The 19,263-nt window shown below is 44.0% G+C and carries 12 protein-coding genes; 3 read left to right on the forward strand and 9 right to left on the reverse strand.

Going from position 1 to position 19,263, the window contains the following annotated elements:
- Nucleotides 1-12: 12 nt before the first annotated feature.
- The 3 genes from JMW61_RS05405 to JMW61_RS05415 all read right to left on the reverse strand — a co-directional run bounded on the left by JMW61_RS05405 (nt 13) and on the right by JMW61_RS05415 (nt 4,664).
- Complete coding sequence (locus tag JMW61_RS05405; RefSeq protein ID WP_201549868.1) at nt 13-954, reverse strand: D-2-hydroxyacid dehydrogenase; 942 nt, start codon at nt 952-954, stop codon at nt 13-15.
- A 332-nt stretch (nt 955-1,286) separates the two neighbouring features.
- The gene (locus tag JMW61_RS05410; protein ID WP_201549869.1) at nt 1,287-2,243 is read right to left on the reverse strand and encodes a response regulator; all 957 of its coding nucleotides are present in this window, start codon (nt 2,241-2,243) and stop codon (nt 1,287-1,289) included.
- Between the two features lie 111 nt (nt 2,244-2,354).
- Nucleotides 2,355-4,664 carry a sensor histidine kinase gene (locus JMW61_RS05415; RefSeq protein WP_201549870.1) on the reverse strand — a complete coding sequence of 770 codons (2,310 nt, stop codon included), beginning with the start codon at nt 4,662-4,664 and terminating at the stop codon, nt 2,355-2,357.
- A gap of 639 nt (nt 4,665-5,303) precedes the next feature.
- On the opposite strand from JMW61_RS05415, the gene rapA reads away from it, so the two are divergent.
- Nucleotides 5,304-8,192 (forward strand): RNA polymerase-associated protein RapA, encoded by a 2,889-nt coding sequence (rapA, locus tag JMW61_RS05420; protein ID WP_201549871.1) that lies wholly within the window; start codon nt 5,304-5,306, stop codon nt 8,190-8,192.
- Between the two features lie 324 nt (nt 8,193-8,516).
- On the forward strand, nt 8,517-9,419 hold the full coding sequence (locus JMW61_RS05425) for an acyl-CoA thioesterase (protein ID WP_197218095.1): 903 nt from the start codon (nt 8,517-8,519) through the stop codon (nt 9,417-9,419).
- Between the two features lie 132 nt (nt 9,420-9,551).
- Here the strand turns inward: JMW61_RS05425 and mutY are convergent, their stop codons facing one another.
- The 5 genes from mutY to JMW61_RS05450 all read right to left on the reverse strand — a co-directional run bounded on the left by mutY (nt 9,552) and on the right by JMW61_RS05450 (nt 16,989).
- Nucleotides 9,552-10,796 carry an A/G-specific adenine glycosylase gene (gene mutY / locus JMW61_RS05430; RefSeq protein WP_201549872.1) on the reverse strand — a complete coding sequence of 415 codons (1,245 nt, stop codon included), beginning with the start codon at nt 10,794-10,796 and terminating at the stop codon, nt 9,552-9,554.
- A gap of 66 nt (nt 10,797-10,862) precedes the next feature.
- Nucleotides 10,863-11,789: a GIY-YIG nuclease family protein gene (locus JMW61_RS05435; RefSeq protein WP_201549873.1), complete on the reverse strand. Its 927-nt coding sequence runs from the start codon at nt 11,787-11,789 to the stop codon at nt 10,863-10,865.
- Nucleotides 11,790-11,813: 24 nt separating this feature from the next.
- A complete protein-coding gene (gene ylqF, locus JMW61_RS05440) occupies nt 11,814-12,770 on the reverse strand; it encodes a ribosome biogenesis GTPase YlqF (protein ID WP_197102049.1) in 957 nt (318 codons plus the stop codon).
- A gap of 143 nt (nt 12,771-12,913) precedes the next feature.
- Entirely contained in the window at nt 12,914-16,033 is a 3,120-nt protein-coding gene (locus JMW61_RS05445) for a DUF2339 domain-containing protein (protein WP_201549874.1), read from the reverse strand.
- 218 nt (nt 16,034-16,251) lie between these two features.
- Nucleotides 16,252-16,989: a dienelactone hydrolase family protein gene (locus tag JMW61_RS05450; protein ID WP_201549875.1), complete on the reverse strand. Its 738-nt coding sequence runs from the start codon at nt 16,987-16,989 to the stop codon at nt 16,252-16,254.
- 145 nt (nt 16,990-17,134) lie between these two features.
- Between JMW61_RS05450 and JMW61_RS05455 the strand changes: the two genes are divergently transcribed.
- Nucleotides 17,135-17,737: a YcgN family cysteine cluster protein gene (locus JMW61_RS05455; RefSeq protein ID WP_201549876.1), complete on the forward strand. Its 603-nt coding sequence runs from the start codon at nt 17,135-17,137 to the stop codon at nt 17,735-17,737.
- A 37-nt stretch (nt 17,738-17,774) separates the two neighbouring features.
- On the opposite strand, the gene JMW61_RS05460 is transcribed toward JMW61_RS05455, so the two are convergent.
- Nucleotides 17,775-19,139 (reverse strand): Lnb N-terminal periplasmic domain-containing protein, encoded by a 1,365-nt coding sequence (locus JMW61_RS05460; RefSeq protein ID WP_201549877.1) that lies wholly within the window; start codon nt 19,137-19,139, stop codon nt 17,775-17,777.
- Nucleotides 19,140-19,263: the final 124 nt, after the last annotated feature.

Here is a 19,263-nt window from a genome sequence, read left to right on the forward strand (position 1 = left end):
AGTGGTTGTCCTTTAATGCGTACTGATAAAATCAGCGACTTGTTTGCTTAGCATCTGCCACAGTGTCTCTTGTGCGCTTTTACTGCCCCAAGCGTTATGCGGGCTAAAGATGACACGTGGATGGTTCTTTAAGCTCAATAGCGGATCATTATTAGCAATAGGTTCCTGCTCAAACACATCACTGGCATAACCAATGATTTGCTCTTTATTAATCGCATTGGTCAGCGCTTGGCTATCGACGATACCACCACGAGCGACATTGACGATGAGCGGCTGTTTGGCCATTTTTGCTAAAGTATCTGCATTAATAAGGTGCTGAGTTTGTGCATTTAATGGGCAATGTAAGCTCAGAACATCAGACTGAGCAAGTACGTCCTCAAATGCTGTATAGTCGTCATTGCGCGGTGCACGTCCTTGTTGCTCCGCCCACAATACAGTCATACCAAAGGCACGCGCGATTTCGGTGACGCGTTTACCGATGGTGCCAACCCCGATAATACCTAACGTTTTATCTTCCAAATCTATTAGCGGAATATCAAGCAGGCAAAAATCCCCCTTTGCTTGCCACGTGCCATCAGAGACTTTTTGATGATAATGAATGCCTGCGCGCATTGCATTTAGCATAAGCATAAATGTGTGTTCGGGCACGCTTTTGACTGCATAACCAGCAACATTGAACAGCGCAACATCGTGCTCATTGCAAGCGTCTTGATCGACATTGTTCATACCAGTGGCAGTCAGTTGAATGAGTTTAAGCTTGGGCAGCTTGCTTATTACTTCAGCGTTAATCTGAACTTTATTGGTAATGATAATATCGGCGTCTTTACAGCGCTCTAAAATAACGGCAGTATCTTTTGGAGTGTCGTTATAAGTGACGTAGTCGCTGATGCCTGTTGGGGCAGGTAAGTCGATGCCCTCAGAAAAAGTACCTTTGTCTAAAAAAACCGCTTGCATGGTTATTCCTTATCGAATGGGTGTTTTAAAGTTTGTTTTAATGATTATCGAGGTAATGTAGCATGTTGCCTTGGTCAATCAAAAGCGGTTGATTAAAAACATGGTATTAAAGCGACGATCAGAAGCAGTAATCAAAAATAATGCGTGGAAAGTTGAAGCTGACCTACTGAGCGACTATGAGTCAAAAACTGCGAGGTATCAGTTATAGATGAGGTGTCTGGTGCTTAACGTTTTTAATATGAGAGATAAAATGATAAAAAACCCTTACGCCATAATTGATGTAAAGGTTTTTTATAAGGGTTTCGCCGTGGCTGTTTTTTATAAATAACAGGCTATAGCGAAAAACGCTTGCGCAATTTACCAATAAAACTACGCACTCGATTGCTTAAATCAATACGAATATCATTTTCAGGGTCGTGCTCTACTTCGTGACGTTTGACCAAATCAGGGCTGGCTTTGAGATTGCTATGATGGCGGAACGCGCGGTTGACGCTAATTTCTAGCAAGCTGGCACGCATTGGTTTTGGTAAGCAGCGATATACCTGACCTTTGTTAATAAGATCGATCAATAAACTGGCATCTTGGAACTGTGTTTGTACTAACACCACTAGGTGCGGTGCATCTTGCTTTAAGGTGAAGATAATAGGCGCGATATTCTCACCAGCAACATTAATATCTGTGATACAAACTCCAATATCATAGTTCGCAAGATAATCGTAGGCAGTTTCTAAACTGGTTGCATGTAGTACTTTATAGCTGTTTGAAAATTGCTTGCGAATTTGCTCAATCAGCTCGTCGTTCTCATCTATGACCAACAGTGTTTGCTTATTATCTGAGCTGTCGATTTGATCTGCATTTTCATCAGGATTGTACGTCAAAGCAATTTCGGTAGCACGGCCAACAACTGATTGAAGCTCTTCAGATTTACACGGTTTGGTCAAATAACGATAAATTTCACCATCGTTGATAGAGCCAATAATAGCATTCAGATCGGCATATCCAGTAAGCAGAATACGCATGGTCGATGGTGAAACTTCTTTGACTTCTCGTAATATGTCAACACCAACACGCTCAGGCATACGTTGGTCACTGACGGCCACATGCACGTGGTTGTTTTTGATGTAATCAATATATTCGTTGGGGTCAGTGGTGATGAAAACATCATGACTTTTGCGAAAGAGCAGTTTCATCGAGCGCAAAATGCGTTTTTCATCATCGATAAACGCAATTTTTGGTTTAGGTTCAGTACTTAGAGCAGATGGCTGTATATTGTCTTCAATCTCATTCATGTTCGTATCCTTACGATGAATAGTAGGGGCTAAATTATAGGTATTGTTCCTTTTATCAGTGCAGCTCGGTTATGCGCTGCACTGACAATATAATTAACGTTTCGCTTATGCTTACATATTTTGTTCTGTTAAATTATTATCGATGGGCAAGGTTAGGGTAAATACCGTGCCAACGCCTTCGGTTGAGGTGGCTTGAATCGCACCATTATGTTGTTCCATAATTTGCTGACTGATAGCCATGCCGAGGCCAGTACCTTCACCTGCTGCTTTTGTGGTAAAGAACGGCTCAAAGATTTGATCCAATACGGACTGGCTCATGCCTTTACCGTTATCACTGACTTCAATATAAACGTTGATATCATCAGCGTAGGTACGCACTTCGATTTTGTCATCAGGATTGCCATCCATGGCTTGCGAGGCATTGTTCAATAGGTTGACCAGCACCTGATTGATTTGCGATGGTGAGCATTTGATTTCAGGCGTTGTGCCAAAGTTGGTGACAATCTCTTGATGTCTAATAGAATTACCAGCGATTTTTAGCGAAGATTCTATACATTCGCGAACATCTATCGTTTTGACTTTTGACTCATCAAGACGTGCAAAATTACGCAAGTTGAGTACCATCTCGGTAATCTGTTCTACACCAAATAAGGAATCTTTGATCAGCTCTTTGAGCTCATCTGATAAGTCATCTTCTTCGATTTCATCAGAGGCACGAACGATATCTGCCAATAATTTCTCGATTTCAGTGGTAGGCACTGCTTCATTAGTATTAAGTGACTTCAACCCTTGCACCAAAGCAATCAAATCTTCATATTGTGCTGTCAATTGCCCGATGATTTCGAGGTTATTCTGTACATAGGATAAAGGTGTGTTTACTTCATGAGCAACACCTGCAACCATCTGACCGAGCGTGGCCATTTTTTCAGAACGTATCAATTGCAATTGTGAGTTTTTTAGCTCTTTTAAGGTGTCTTGCAACTCAGCGGTACGCTCTTCAACTTTCACTTCTAGCTGTTGATTGATATTGGCAAGCTTACCTTCATTAGACTGAATGCGATGAAGTAGCTCATTAATAGAATGGTTAACTAGACCAATCTCGTTACGTCCACCCGCAAATTTGACCTCGCTGAGCTTATTGTATTGCTTATCATCAATTAGTTTTTCAGCGAGAGAGATTTTGTCTGTGGTCTCTTTCAATGGTTTAAATGCCAAGAATGTCAGCATGAAATAGATCAGCACAACGGTGATAAGTAGCGCTAACATGATTGATCTGATCAAGTTTTTGCTTAAGTTATCTGCAATGGCATTGACGGCAGAGTCGGGCTGTACCACGATGAGTTTCCAGTAGGTTTCAGGAATCTGGAAAACATACGCCTGACTACCATTATAATAGTTGTCATTGGTTAACTCGAAATTTTGCAATAGGCGACTGTCCATCGTACTTTGATGGTTTTCACTGGCATTCACATAAGCCGAATAGTTGATAAGCTCAGAGCTACTAACAGCAGTTGCTTCTGTTTTATTAAGTGTTGCAATGATTTGCTGAGCTTCTGGAGAGATTTTCGCCGCAACTTGTTTGATGATATCGCTATGCTGAGTATCTAAAAAATCTAAGATAGGTTGCCAAGCAGGGTCTGAGTCAATCACTTGCTTAATATCAAGCGGTGTACCAGTGTCTTCATCGATGTAGTTTAGGCTTTCTGGGTTGGATGAGGCGATGACCTTATTACTATTATCAAGCAATAAAATATAACCTGAACCAGAGCTTTCACTCAGATTGACGATGTTTTCTTGTAATTGATTAAGTGTAAAGTTTACTGTGCTCACACCCCAAAATTGATTGTCACGCTCGATAGCCACGCCGCAGCTCATAGCAAGCTCGCCTTTGGTCTGAGTGGGGCTCACATCAGCCCAAATACAACCGTCAGGATTGAGGGCTCTTACCTTATTAAACCAGTCTTGTTTATAGTAAGGATTAGTAGGATTTGGATCGGTTAGGATGGCTCGGTAATCACCATCTTGGCGTACCATCAAGAATGGATGAGTAGCTGCGCCATCACCAAGCGCACCAATATCAGGCCAAATACCACCACTGCCTAGCAAGCTATAGTCTCGCTTATCAAAAGCATTGGCAGTACTGGCTTGCAAAATACTTTCTTGTAGTGGTAGTGTCTGGGCACTTTGCTGTAACTGCAACGCACTACGCATCACACGATTGACATCTGAGGAGATACTATTGACTGCCGTATTACCTCGTTGAGCCACTAATTTTCCGGACTCAAGTCGAATTTTTTCATAACCTTCTTTTTCGACAATATAGACGACAACGGCAAGAACAACGGCAAAAGCAAGAAACAAAATAACGGTCACTTGGGTACTGACTTGGTTGAGCAAGCCAACTTTTTTGGAGGCACTCATAAATGTATTCATCCTTGAATTATATAAAGTACGAAAAATACCATCAGCAGTATTTTTTGGTAGAAAAAGAGCCGTGATTATTAAAGCGTGTCCTCAATCTGAATATCAAAGGGGCTAAAAGAAAAGGTCAAGCGAATAGCTTTAAGGCCTAACTGTTATGTTTATCTACAGGTTAAGTGCCTATAAAAGCAGCGATATTCGTACAGTTTTGAACAAAACTAGTTTTAGATATTAGGTCACTAGATATTTTTATTAATAATAAATATGAATAATCAACGTAACAAAAAAGACATCTATTTTCATAAAGTAACAGTATAGAAACAATTTTATGATGTAAATGTTTTTTATATACTTGCGAGTCGTTATCTTATTGTTTTATAAGACCAACTTATGCTTAGCATTGACATAATCTTGCATGAATCTGCTCTTGAAAAGTCAACTTAACGCACTCATCTACCCGCTAACGTTATATAATGGTCGGCTAAACGGCTGGCTTGATTAATGTTGTGGCACTTCGTTTATGTCTTTTTGACATTTTACGGTGTGAATAACCTTATTTAGCGGTCATTAGCCGCCATTGCTGTTTTTCTAAGCTATCTATCTAATTTCTTACTACCTGAGTACAAAAGACATCGCCCTATGACTATCTCTATCGCTTCATTGCACAGTACTGAATTCGCCGTTGGTCAACGTTATTTATCTGATACGGAGTCTGAGCTTGGCTTAGGTGTGGTCATCGATGTTGACGACCGATGTGTGCATATCTTATTCCCGCAAAGCGAAGAGACGCGCGTCTATGCCAAAAACTCTGCGCCACTATCGCGCGTGGTGTTCAAAGCTGGTGACAGCATTTATGACCAAGACGGCAAATGCTACACGGTCAATGCTGTCGATGAAGTGATGGGCGTGCTCAAATATAGTGTCGATGAACACGAGCGCGGCATCATGGAAACTCGTCTCGCTGCCAACATCACGCTTGCCAAGCCGCTTGAGCGCCTGCTCGCTGGCCGTATCGAACGTGGCGATTGGTATGAGCTGCGTCAAGATATCTTGCGTATGCAATCAGCGCTGGCTGGTCATCCACTCAAAGGTCTGATGGGTGCGCGTGTCGATATCATTGAGCATCAGCTCTATATCGCTCATGAAGTCGGTAAACGTATTGCACCGCGTGTCTTACTCGCTGATGAAGTGGGACTGGGTAAAACCATTGAAGCCGGCTTGATTATTCATCAGCAGCTATTGACTGGCAAGGCTGAGCGCGTGCTCATTCTAGTGCCAGATAGTCTGCAATATCAGTGGATGATTGAGCTGCGTCGCCGTTTTAATCTAAATTTTGCCTTGTTTGACTTGGTACGTACAGCAGCGATTAAAGAGCATGATCCTGAGCAGAACGTCTTTGCGACCGAGCAATGTATCATCGCTGGTATGGATCTATTGCTTGACCATCCTGACTTGTATGACCAAGCGATGGATGCAGGGTTTGATTTATTGGTCGTCGATGAGGCGCATCATTTGCATTGGGATGAGGCACAGGGCGGCAACGATAAATATGACTTGATTGCTGACTTTGCAGAAGAGACGGCAGGCGTCATGCTGTTGACGGCGACACCTGAGCAGCTTGGTGCACAGAGTCACTTTGCGCGTTTGCGCTTGCTCGATCCGGATCGTTTTGATGATTTAGATGAGTTTATCGATGGTCAAGCCGCTTTTGCTGAGACGGCAACGGTTGCTGGTGTACTGATAGAAGATAAGCCATTAAGTGAAGGGCAAATCGCTGCTTTGAGTAGCTTGCTTACGCTCGGTGCTGATGAGTTGGCAGGGATCAATGACGACGAAAAACTGCGTACCTATGCACTTAACGAGCTGTTAGATCGTCATGGTACTGGGCGTATTTTATTCCGTAATACCCGTGAGAGTGTCAAAGGGTTTTATGGTCGTAGTAGCCAGCCTTATCCGCTGCCATTACCTGATGCATGGGTAAACAGCTATCAAACCAATGGTAAATTGCGTGAGCAGCTATGGGGCGAAGAGAATCAACCTGATGGTGGCTGGCTAGAAGATGATCCACGTGTATCTTGGTTGGTTGATATTCTGCGCGGCGAACTTAAACATCAAAAAGTCCTGTTAATTGCCCGTAGTGGCGCGACGGTAGAGAGTTTGGAAGCGGTATTACGTCTGCATGCAGGCATTAAGACAGCTATCTTTACCGAGCAGATGACATTGCTTGAGCGTGACCAAGCAGCCGCATTCTTCGCAGACAGCGAAGGCGCGCAGATATTATTGTGCTCAGAGATTGGTTCAGAAGGCCGTAATTTCCAGTTTGCGAGTCAGTTAATCCTGTGGGATTTGCCTGCGAATCCAGATACTTTGGAGCAGCGCATTGGTCGTCTAGATCGTATCGGTCAGACGCAACAAATCATGCTGCATGTGCCTTATGTACAGGGCACGGCGCAAGAGCGTCTGTATCAGTGGTATAACGATGCGCTCAATATGTTCAATCAGATTTCACCGACAGCGCAGAGCGTGCAAGAGCAGTACATTCAAGATCTAAAGCCAATGCTTGAAGGTGCAGATACGGCCGAAAACAAAGTCATCTTACAAGGTGTTATCGCAGAAGCGCTACAGACACGATTGGGACTAGAAGCACAGCTACAAGCTGGTCGCGATCGTCTGCTAGAATATAACTCGTGCCGCCCACGTGTCGCTGGGCGTATCGCTGACGCCATGCGTGACTTTGATAGTCACAACCTATTGCCGCAATTTATTGAGCGTTTCTTTGCTTCGGCCAATATCGATCATAATATTCAGCGTGATGGCTCATGGGTTATCGCACCGATTGATAGCACTGAAATTAGTGACTATATCGATGGCTTGCCACTTGGTGACGAAGACGGCATGACGTTGACATTCGAGCGTGATCAAGCGCTACAGCGTGAAGATATCGAATTCATCACTCATGAGCATCCATTGATGCGTGCTATCTATGAGCTAGCGAGTACCAGTACCTTTGGTAATACGACAGTTGCGATGTTGAAAAGCGCTGCTGTACCGCAAGGTATGGTATTGCTAGAAGTGAATTTCCGTGTAGAAGCGATAGCACCAAAACTGCTGAATTTACCAGCGACATTGACCACGCAAAATATCCGTGTCTTTATCAGTGAGCAGGGCAGTGATTTATCAGCACGTATCAGCGCTGAGATGATCATGCCGCACATTGAGCGTTTGGATAAAAACCGTGCACGCCAAGTGATTAAAGTACGTGGTGATGTGATTGAGCAGCGTTATTATGAAGCTGAGGATATTGCCCGTCAGCAGCTGGCTGAGATTGGTGAGCAAGCAAGCGCGCGCTTTAGCCAACAGTGGTCACGTGAAATCAAACGTCTACAACATCTCCAAACCATCAACCCTAACGTGCGCCCTGCAGAGATTGAGCGTTTAGAGCAACTAAAAGCGCAAGGCGAGCAAGCACTAAGCAACTTGTCATTAGTACCTGACTCTATCCGTGTGCTAGTAGCTGTGAAGCCATAAGTTTAAAATAAACAGTAAAACGAGGCGTTATAACGCGCCTCGTTTTACTGTTTAAGTTGAATAAACGAATGGATACTCGCGAGTGGCCTGTCAGTCGCTAGCCAAAGCCACTGATATTGGGTAAGATGTTTATCGCTTTCTATTTATAATAAATACTAGTGCTGCTATGGCCGTATTTTCGTTCTAAAATTTCTCTTGTTTACATTCAGCAAGTGATTTCATATTATTTTAACTTCAAGTACAAATACAAAGGACCTGTCGATATAGCCTATTGATATCGTGAGGTGCTGTGCGTTTTTGATGAAAATAAGGAAACATATTGTCATGCCCGATTATTTGCAACTGATTGATGAGTTATTGGCTACTGTGGCACTTATCGAAGTTACCCCCGATGTCTTCGAGGGTAAGAGCCATGACTATGTGGGCAGTCGTATTTTTGGTGGGCAAGTATTGGCACAAGCCATCATGGCGGCAGCGCATACGCTCGAACAAGACAAACCTTGTCACTCATTGCATGGGTATTTTTTGCGCGGCGGCGATATCAACCAACCAGTGATTTATCAGGTGCGTCGATTGCGCGATGGCCGTAGTCTGTCTGCACGTGAAGTGACCGCAATTCAGTACAAAGAAGTGCGTGGTAAGCCACCGGTTGAGCAAGTCATATTTTCGATGATTGCCTCGTTTTCACCGATGGAGGAGGGGCTTGAATATCAAGAAGATATGCCGGTCTATCCGCCACCAGAAGATCTGCTGACTGAGCAAGATTTAAAAGAAGAAAATGTGGGCAAAGTACCAGAAGCCTTAAAATCAAGATTTATGCGTCGCCGTCATGTAGAGATTAAACCGGTCAAACCCCGTAACCCGATCAGCCCAGAACCTATGAAACCCAAGCAGGCGAACTGGCTACGTATCCGCGAGTTGGGAAATCAACCGGTGGCGATTCAGCAAGCATTATTGGCGTTCTCGTCTGACTTTTACTTGGTTGGCACGGGACTCATGTCGCATGGCGTCAGCTTTATGACCAGTGGTCTACAAGCGGCGAGCATCGATCATTCAATGCATTTTCACCGTGATTTTGATTTGAACGACTGGATGCTGTACGACATGTGGAGTGACACGACATCCAATGCGAAAGGGCTAAACCACGGACAGTTTTGGCAAGATGGTAAGCTGGTCGCCACGGTACAACAAGAAGGCTTAATGCGCTTACGTGTGCCGAAGTCTTAGCGCTAACTATATTATAAAGACTAAAGAAAAAGCGACTCACTATTGATAGTGAGTCGCTTTTTTTATGGCATGCAAGACGAGCTTTGAGTATTTGGTTCAAGCATGATTGGTGTGGAGGCATGGATTATATGGTTATTCTAAAATCTTAACCATCGCCCGTGGCAATCCAAGGGTTGCCTGAGCATCATCAGCGTTCAACCAGTTAATATTAATGTCGGCAGCTTGCAGTGCTTTGGTGATTTCGGCAGTTTGCTTAGTATTTAGAGTTACTGATTGCGGCGTCAGACACCAATGAAAATGTGTTAATGAGTGCTTAATAGGCGCTTCATCAAGCAAGGTATTACTAACTGATTTTGCCACCAGTTCATTTTTTATAAGCCACTCATTGATGATTTGCTCAGCGGTGGTAAATTCTGCCTCATATACTTTTTCATTACTACGTACGTCATTTGGCACATCTGATGGTTTATCATCGCTAGCGTCTACTTTTTTAGCAGTGTTGCCACTCGCTTTGCCCTCAATTTTCTCTACGAACTGCAAAGGTAAGCTCCAGAGTCCACCCCAAATGCCATTGTCAGGGCGCTGTAGCCATAGTATGTCACCGTCGACACTTTCGATTAGCAATGCATTACTAAATTTACTGGGTTTGGGTTGTTTTTTTGCCTTGACTGGATAATCAGTCTCGCGACCTTGCGAGTGTGCTAGGCAATCTTCTTTCAGTGGACATAATAGGCAGGCAGGTTTGCTACGGGTACATAATGTCGCGCCCATATCCATTGTCGCTTGTGCAAATAATCCGGAATGCTTGCTAGGCGTTAATCGTTCCGCCAATGCCCACAGTTCTTTAGTCGTAGCAGACTTGGTAATGTCGCCGTCAATCGCTGCCCAACGCGTGATGACTCGTTTGACGTTACCATCACAAATGACGCCATAATGGTGCAAGCCCATTGCCATGATTGCGCCAGCAGTCGACGGCCCGACCCCTGAAATCGCTTCCCATCCTGCGAGCGTCTGCGGAAACTCGCCCGTCTCAGCTATTACTTCGACCAATTGCTTGGCACCTTTATGTAAATTACGCGCACGCGCATAGTATCCAAGCCCTGCCCAATGTTCTGCTACAGTATCCCAGTCTGCTGCTGCCAAATCCTGCACGGTCGGAAACGACGTCATAAAACGTGCAAAGTAGGGTAGCACAGTGGTCACTTGTGTTTGCTGGAGCATGACTTCTGATAACCAAACAATATAAGGGTTGGGCGTGTCGGTCTGGTGCTGTTGCCAAGGTAAATCATGGCGACCATTTTCGGCAAACCAATCGAGTAGGCGTGGGGCGAAGGAATTGAGGTTAGTATCGGCATGGATAAAATTAATAACTGTCATAGGCAATGGGCGAACAATTCAAAAGTAAGAAGTTTATATGAGGGTCGCATTTTGGGATTAAAGGCGTTAGCGATAAACACTATCTAAAGTTTCACCTGATTCATTTTTCCATACCAACCAACCGTTAGCATTACGTCCAGTAACTATCTGAGCTGCGCCACTCGGTGTTTTAAAGAGATAATCTTCTTTGAGTTTATAAGACTTATTATCATATTCAACTAAAAGATTACTAACTATCATCTCTTTTTGTTTACGAGCTCCCCATTTCCCTACTGAATTTATTTGCTTTTTACGTAACAATGAACCTGCTAATACTACAAAGCCATCATTGTTATAATAGCCTTGCGCCTCGGCATCTATTGCTTTGCAATAAAATAATATGGGATCAGGATAATGAGAGATTTTGTCAGTCTGCTTTGCCACTTGATTAACATGAGAGGCATCAGCAGTTATGTTTTCATTGTTAAAAAAATTGATACTCAAAGACTCAAAAACAGGTTGCCCTAATGTTGATAATAAAACATCAAGAGTGTGAAATAGTTCTTCGCAGTCAGCTTTTAATGGATCAGGCGTATGCGGTCGATTACCACTATTTCCATTTTTAATTTTATAGCGTCCAACTTGAGTAGCAGTTGCTATAGCCTTATGTTCCATGTACAGCGCATGGGTTTGGGTCATGGAATTGTTGGTCGATAGCATGACAAAAGCCCGTGTCCAAAAATCCTTATCATCGTGTTGATTGAGACGCCTTTTAAGGTCACCAGTTTGCCCAACATAAAGCAAAGGTTTTTCTGTGCTTTCTGTTTCACCAATTAAGAAATACAAGCCCACTTGATTAGCATCGGGCATCGCAAAAAAGTCATCAATGTGAATGCGTGGAATCTCAATAAGACGCACGGTACGCGTAGTCATCTCTGCCAAGCGCAACCCGCGAGGATTGCCTTTTGGTAGATAGATTTGAATGGTTTTAGCAGAGGGTATTAATGGGTTCATGGTAGCCGATATTTTTTATGAGATTTATTTACGATTCTTTCTAGTTTTCAAACGACGTAAGCGTTTCTCTTCTTCTTTGGCTTTTTTCTTTTCTTCAGCTGTGACACGCTGTTTAGCGACCACTATTTCTTCAGCTTCCGTCATGGCTGGTGTCTCAAGCGTAATACGCCCAAGCTTGGCACTACGTAGCTCGTTAACTAGAATCTCAGACATGCGGTACGTATCGACTTGGTTGCCTGAACGTACACAGCCGCGATTGCGTCCAGCGACTTCAAAAAACTGCCAATCGGTCTTTGGTAGTTCTTCAATTTTATAGCGGGTTTTTAGCAGCTCAGGATAAGCATGCATTAAATACTCAGCGGTATAACTCGCCACATCAGCGAAATCAAAAGCCGTATCACGAATACCACCAGTTGCTGCCAGACGATAGCCAGAGTTTTCGTTTTCAACTTTTGGCCATAGCATACCAGGCGTGTCATAGAGCATGATGTCATCGTCTAGCTTGATTAGCTGCTGCGATTTGGTCACGGCAGGTTCATCACCGGTTCTTGCGACAGCGCGCCCTGCTAAGGTGTTAATCAACGTTGATTTACCAACGTTTGGAATACCCATAATCATGGCTTTGATTTGACGACCCGTACCGACTTTGTTAGGAACGAGCTGTTTACAAATGGCGATGATGCGTTTTACGTCGTTGGCTTTTTCGGTATCGCAAGCAATGGCTCTGACACCGCTTTGTTGCTCGAGATAATCCATCCATATTTGGGTCAACTCTGGATCGGCAAGATCAGCTTTGTTCAGGATTTTGATGACTGGTTTTTCACCGCGTAGTGCCGCGACCATTGGGTTTTCACTACTATAAGGGATACGTGCATCGATGACCTCGATGACCAAATCCATCTGCGGCATGATTTCTTTGATTTCGTTACGGGCTTTGTTCATATGCCCAGGGAACCACTGAATACTTGCTCTCTTATCCATCTGCTTTCATAACCTTTTATAAAAAATGCTAAAAGTAAAACAATCAACGTTTACTTTCTAATGGTGCTCAGTTTACTACAGAACCACATTGCTCACGCCACAATTTCACTCAACCATCATGTGAGGTCGTGATCAGGTTATGGTTACGTCTTATCCGTTATTTCATCGTGCGAGGGTGGTAGTGGTGCCAAATAACCAATGAGCAGAATCAAACTACCCGCGCCAAGGAAAGATATCACTCGCCAAATGGCCTCGGTCTGTGACAGGTCGACCAAGACCAGTTTGAGGACGACGACACCCAACAGCCCGATACCCATAAACCAAAGCGCACGCTGCCAGTAGCGGCTAGCGATGATAGTGGCGACCAAGGCAAGGAGCGTCCACAACATGGTTAGTCCAGTCTGCACTTGCTCACTTTGCCAAGCACCTGCATACCATAATGGTGTGTCAATAAAGGCATGAAGCGTTCTGATGAGGATGCTAGATATCAGCCAAAAGCCAACAAGTCCTAAAATAATCAGTAAATTATGAGCGGTAAATACTTTCTGAATATTCTTTTGGATGACTGCGTTTTCTTGGTCTGGCTGTTCGTTATTATACTGCTGATTCAGGTAATAAATACTAAAGCCAACCAATAGTGCTAGCCCTGAGGTCATGTCATATAAATTCAGTATTGGGAAATATGACAAGTCCCAAATTACACCATCGTAAGACCAATTAGTAAGAACAACCCACACTAAAGCAATCGGCGCAAAGATAGTGGCGCAGCTTAATAATGCTTGTTGCCAATCAAACCAGTACAGCAATCCATGCGCTGAAGTTTCACTGATTGATGTGTCTGTCTGACGATAGTTGCCATAACGATAACCACACCACAATCCTGCTAGTATTAAAATGGTTGGAATCAAAATAGCCATTACGCCAGCAGAGGCGGGCAGACCATAATGTGCCACCGCCGCAATGACTAAAATGCCAGCGCCCAGCCAACTCGTACCATCATAGCGCGATAGACTGGCATCGTCGTGCCAGACCTTTAACCACAGTTGTCCAACCGTGAGCCAACCAACGAGTAAACTGGCAAACACCAGCCATTCTGCTGATGACCATAATAAATTCAGCTCAAACTTCTGCGGTAGTTGCAGTACTAGCATCAGATAAAACAATAATAGCAACCCATGACTCAGCTGTTTGGTTTCTGCCCATGGCTGATAGCGGTTGATACTCCAATAGATAGCAAGACTCACCAGTGCAGCCAATGCAATCGTCATCGTATCGAGCTGCCAAATCTCAAACCAATGACTCAAATCCAGTACTAAAACTTGCAGCATCCATACCACAGCCGTCAAGGTCAGACACCATATCAATCTAGGGCTGCGCCAAACGAGGCCAAACACTTTGCTTTGGCTATTGACCGAAGTCAGCCACTGCTGCGCGGCTTGGTCACTGATACCCAATGCACTGGCGTATGTCGTGATTGAGTCTGATGTGGTGTTTTGCTCTTTAAAATGTGCTAGAGAACTGTCTGAGTTTGCGTTTAAGCCGGCATCCAAGTGGTCGTTCAACATCGCTGGCGAGTTGCTGGCGCGCAAGATAAATACCGTGGCTAGATAAGCAATCGCTGAAATACTCAAGGCCAAAATCGGATAATCATTGCTAGAGAATACGATGGTAGCCATCAACATGACGATACTAATGAGCTGTAATAACACACCGAATAATACCGACCATGCGCGCAGTGAGCGTCGTCCAAACCATGCCAAGGCCAATCCTTGTACGGACCAGCCAAAGGCAATCCATTCTGCATCGAGTGCCAACGGAATCACTAAGGCCAAAAATCCAAACCCTAACGCCAGCATACCTTCAGTGATTAATGCATATCGCTGGCTACGTTGGATAAATAGCCAACCTAAACCAAGGTAAACCGCGCCTAAAACCGCACTAACGATAGTTAAAGCATGAGGAATATCCTCTAATAGAGCAGAAAATAAACCAAAAGCCAGTAGCGGTACTGAAAACAGTAAGCCGGTATCAATGGGAAATAGATACGTGCTACTGCCCACATGGACTTCGTTTAAATGCTCTATGTCATCTGCGCTATCGGTATGGCTGAGATCTTTTTCATTGAGCGTGTTATAGGCAATGATTTGTTGTGCATAGCGAATCACGACAAAGAGATACAACATTAAATGTAAAGCAACCAGCAATACCAATGGCCGACGCTGTATCTCAATGATGGCAGTTAAGTTCTCACTTATGCCCCAGTAGTAGGCCAAGCCAAAGGTTACCGTCACACCGAATAAGTTCAATATTTTCCACGGGCGATAATGAGCGATGACGGCAATCGTGACGTTCAATAATAGATAATAGCTGAACAAGGCCACCAAGCTGCCAGTATCATCACTGGTCAAAATCGGTGCGAAAAAGCCACCAGATAATGACAGTAAGGCTAAAGGAAAAGCGTTCTGACGGACGGCGAGCGCAATGGTGATAGCGGACAATAACCCAAGTCCGATAAAGCTCGGTAAACTCGGAATGATTTCATAAACGCTGTATGCAAAAAAGGTGCTCAAATATGCAATGGCTAAACCTGCGCCTTGTAAAGTAATACCATAAGAAAAGCGTTTGGCGGTTAATTTCAGCCCCAATCCCGCCAATCCTAACCCTACGCCACCGATTGCCATCAGCTTGAAGGCAATCGGAATCTCAATATAATCACTCAGTAAGCGCAGTAATAGTACGACGCCCACCAGTAGTACCAATACACCGACCCGTACCACTAGATTACCACCGAAGAACCAGTTCTTGACCGAGTGGAATAGCGAGGTGACGATCGGCAAGGAGCTTTCGTCCGGCTGAATAGCGGCAGTTGGCGTTTTACTTTTTATGACGCTCAACGTTTCGTTCATGCCAGTAGTAGAAGTGCTGGATACTGCATTGTCTTGTAGGCTAGATTGAGGCGTCGTTGGGCGTGATGGTGGCCATGCATGCACGGTGGTATTTGTGTCATTGGTTGTATTCAGTTTAGCAGTGTCAACAGCGCTGTCTGCTATTACATGATTATTACTAGAGATAAAGTTGTCAGTTGGTTGAACAGATGAGCGTCTGGCATTACTGTTTCTTTGGTTTCTAAGCTGAATTTGTAGTTTGCCCACATCACGGCGTAGTTGTCCAATCTGTCGATTTATTCTGACATAGAGTACAACCACAACGATTAATAACGCGGTAAAAGCCAGCCAGCCCAACTGGTTCAATATATAAAACATCTTTATCACTTAATACAATTTATAATGCAGTGATAATGACGTTATTTATCTATAAGTACAAGACTCTCCTTGCGCATCAATCAAAATGTTATTGATGAACGGTTGTTTATAAATAAAGAAGAGCCGCTTAAATACTAAGCGGCCCTTCTTTTTCTTTTATTTGCTAGTTAGTTTTTACCGATATACAGAGAGATTTTAGGCTTCTCCGTTATTGCAACTTATGCCAAGTTAGCTTTCATAAACTCAAGCATGTTCTCCCAGCTCTGCTTTGCAGCAGCTTCGTTATAGCCAAGATCTACTTCATTTTTGGCAGCACGCTCATCAGCATGCGGGTTGGTAAACCCATGCTTAGCGTTGTCATAGACATCGATAGTATAGTCAACATCGGCTGCGTCTAGCTCTGATTTTAGACCTTCGATGGCATCCATTGAGACCATCGAATCATCACGGCCGTGGGCGACCAAAACTTTTGCAGTGAAGTTTTTGTCTGCTGGCTGTTTCGCTGACGGATTACCATGGAACGTGGCAACCGCTTTTAATGGCATGCCTTCACGTGCCATATCTAGGACTATTTTACCGCCGAAGCAATAACCAATCGCTGCTAAGTTGTCACCATCGACAGCTAGTTGATCACTGAAGTCGTTAAGAATCAAACGGCAGCGTGCCATCAGCATGTCTTGATCAGCAAGTACTTGCTCCATCCACATATTGGCTTGCGCTGCATCGGTGGTCAATTTACCTTCACCATAGATATCCATTGCTACTGCTGCATAACCTGCTTTTGCCAAGCGTTCAACCACTGATTTTGGATGTTCGACCACGCCCCACCATTCTGGTGCGACTAAAATACCTGGCACTGAATTATCGTCTGATGCGTTTTCTGGCAATGCCACATAGCTAATAAGTTCGATGCCATTTTCGGTAGTGCTGATTAATTCAAATGTTTTAATTGACATGTTATTGTCCTTTTTTATGTTGTGAGTTTTATTTATTTATCATTGTAATAGTTCGTTTTTCTAACTTGTACTACCTTAACGCCCATAATCAGCAAAAACAGCTATAATAGTGTAACGCTCTTTATCAAAATGCTACTGCGACGCTATGACTATAAATTTGTTGACCAAATCCGCTGATAACTTACCTGGTATTACTGTTTCGCAGGTGCAATCAGAACCAAAACCAATCGTGAGCTTGTTTTCTGACAGCGAATCAAATGAAGCATCTGAGACATTGCGCCCACAGTTTTGGGAACGCTTTAAGCTAGATGAATTGAACCATAGCGAATGGGAAGCGTTATGTGATGGCTGTGGTAGTTGCTGTTTAATTAAGTACATCGATGAAGATGAGAATGGTGATGTCGATGAAGAGCTAGTCGAATATACCGATGTCACTTGTCAGCTGATGGACTGTGCGACAGGATACTGTGGTCACTATGCGACACGTCAAGAGCACGTGCCAGATTGTATTCAATTGACCATGGATAACTTGCCGCAGATGATGTGGCTACCATCGCACTGCGCTTACAAGCGATTGTATAAAGGGCAAAACTTGCCAAGCTGGCATTTATTACTGACCCAAGATGCGGTGGCCACGCAACAACAAATGCGCGCTGTTAATGTCGGTGTGGCGGGGCGCTGTATCTCTGAAACAGGCATGTCTGATGAAGAAATGGAAGATCGGGTGGTTAATTGGGTAAACCCTTAGCCAATCTTCGTCAACCCTGTATAAATGCCGGATTTTTTTATTTAGAAGCCTGAGCCGTAGACTTGGCTTTTGCTTCCGCGCTATCTTGTGAGTCGGCCAGTGGCGGGATAGGAATGTCTTGACGAATCTGCTCAGAGAACTCGCGACCATTAAGGCCAGACGCTAGATTCACTTGATTATCAAACCCTTTAACCTTTGGGTTGATATAGGTATGCTCGTACCACGTATCCATTGACCACGGCTGACCACTGCTTTCTGGGTCGGCATCTAACATGCCGACATTATATAGATAGTTCGGTAGCCAGCCAGAGACCCAAATTCGATAATCCCACGGTAGACGATCCCCACTAACAATACGCGCCATATAAAAAATAATATTGGTACAGTTGCTGACTAACGTATTGTACCAAGCAGGCTTTGCATTCAGCTCATCGGCAGCAGTCAAGTAAGACTCAAACAGTGATTTAACCTCGTGTTGCTGCAAGCTGCTAACAGGAAATAGATAAACTTGCTCGCCGCGCGCGTTGCTACGTGTGTAGATAATATCGCGTTCTTCTGCAGCAATCAGGCTGAGCTCGTAGCGTCTAAAAAACCCAGCTAGGGCAGAAAATGACTCACCCTTTTCTTTACGAATCTCAAATGAAAAAGACAGTGGTCGATCATCTTCAAAGCGAAAACTGACCAACGTATGAGCAATCAATGGCCCCATCCAATAAGAGTTGATGACATCGACGCCAGAGAGTTTAGACATATCGATCGTGCGCGTATCCCAATGCTCGGTGGCCTCCTCGGCAGTATGCCAATCAAAGTTACGAATATTGGTCAGGGTAATCAAATCAGGATTGGTCGCATCGCGTTCATAAGAGACGCGCTGGCTGACCTCGGGCATCCAGTCATGCTCTTGCTGCGGTTCAATAGAAAAAAACCAGCCAATGCCAAAAAACCAAATCGCAGCATATAAAGCGGTCAGTCGTTTAGTAATGGTTTTGCTGCTAGTTTTTGCTTTAGTCGTTAAGGGCTGTTTATCTGATTGCTTAGTACTTTTCGGCCAGTAGCGGCTTTTGAGCAATGCGGTCAGCACACCAACGATCATTATCCCTGCTAGCCAAGTGATGGCCGAGCGCTCGCCAAACTGATACCAAATAGCAAGCAGCAACCAAATGGCTGATAGTAATAAAGTGATGATGATTAGACACTGTACAATATAATGTCGCCACGTAGGCTTTGACGGAGTGCCATTCACAGGGCTGCTGTCTACGTTATGCATATTTAAGTTGCTGTTATCTACATTAGGATCATCTAGGCCGCTATGATTTACGCCACCACGAGCCATGTCGTTATCTGAACGATGATGATTGGAGCGGGGTGAAAGCAGGCGAGAAAAAACAGAACGTAGCGACATAGCGTTTTTCTTAGTGGATTGAGGCTTTGACCATAGCAAAATTCATAACACACTGACAATACAATTTGAGTGAATTTATCGTTGAATGTCGGTGAGTCATAAGATAAAGTGAAGCTAATTTTTC

It is taken from the genome of Psychrobacter fjordensis, assembly GCF_904845995.1.
GTDB lineage: Bacteria > Pseudomonadota > Gammaproteobacteria > Pseudomonadales > Moraxellaceae > Psychrobacter > Psychrobacter fjordensis.

What these genes read in the sequence shown, in the direction of transcription:
- JMW61_RS05405 (WP_201549868.1), bottom strand. Translation starts at nt 954, where the DNA reads ATGCAAGCGGTTTTTTTAGACAAAGGTACTTTTTCTGAGGGCATCGAC.
- JMW61_RS05410 (WP_201549869.1), bottom strand. Translation starts at nt 2,243, where the DNA reads ATGAATGAGATTGAAGACAATATACAGCCATCTGCTCTAAGTACTGAA.
- JMW61_RS05415 (WP_201549870.1), bottom strand. Translation starts at nt 4,664, where the DNA reads ATGAGTGCCTCCAAAAAAGTTGGCTTGCTCAACCAAGTCAGTACCCAA.
- rapA (WP_201549871.1), top strand. Translation starts at nt 5,304, where the DNA reads ATGACTATCTCTATCGCTTCATTGCACAGTACTGAATTCGCCGTTGGT.
- JMW61_RS05425 (WP_197218095.1), top strand. Translation starts at nt 8,517, where the DNA reads ATGCCCGATTATTTGCAACTGATTGATGAGTTATTGGCTACTGTGGCA.
- mutY (WP_201549872.1), bottom strand. Translation starts at nt 10,796, where the DNA reads ATGACAGTTATTAATTTTATCCATGCCGATACTAACCTCAATTCCTTC.
- JMW61_RS05435 (WP_201549873.1), bottom strand. Translation starts at nt 11,789, where the DNA reads ATGAACCCATTAATACCCTCTGCTAAAACCATTCAAATCTATCTACCA.
- ylqF (WP_197102049.1), bottom strand. Translation starts at nt 12,770, where the DNA reads ATGGATAAGAGAGCAAGTATTCAGTGGTTCCCTGGGCATATGAACAAA.
- JMW61_RS05445 (WP_201549874.1), bottom strand. Translation starts at nt 16,033, where the DNA reads ATGTTTTATATATTGAACCAGTTGGGCTGGCTGGCTTTTACCGCGTTA.
- JMW61_RS05450 (WP_201549875.1), bottom strand. Translation starts at nt 16,989, where the DNA reads ATGTCAATTAAAACATTTGAATTAATCAGCACTACCGAAAATGGCATC.
- JMW61_RS05455 (WP_201549876.1), top strand. Translation starts at nt 17,135, where the DNA reads ATGACTATAAATTTGTTGACCAAATCCGCTGATAACTTACCTGGTATT.
- JMW61_RS05460 (WP_201549877.1), bottom strand. Translation starts at nt 19,139, where the DNA reads ATGTCGCTACGTTCTGTTTTTTCTCGCCTGCTTTCACCCCGCTCCAAT.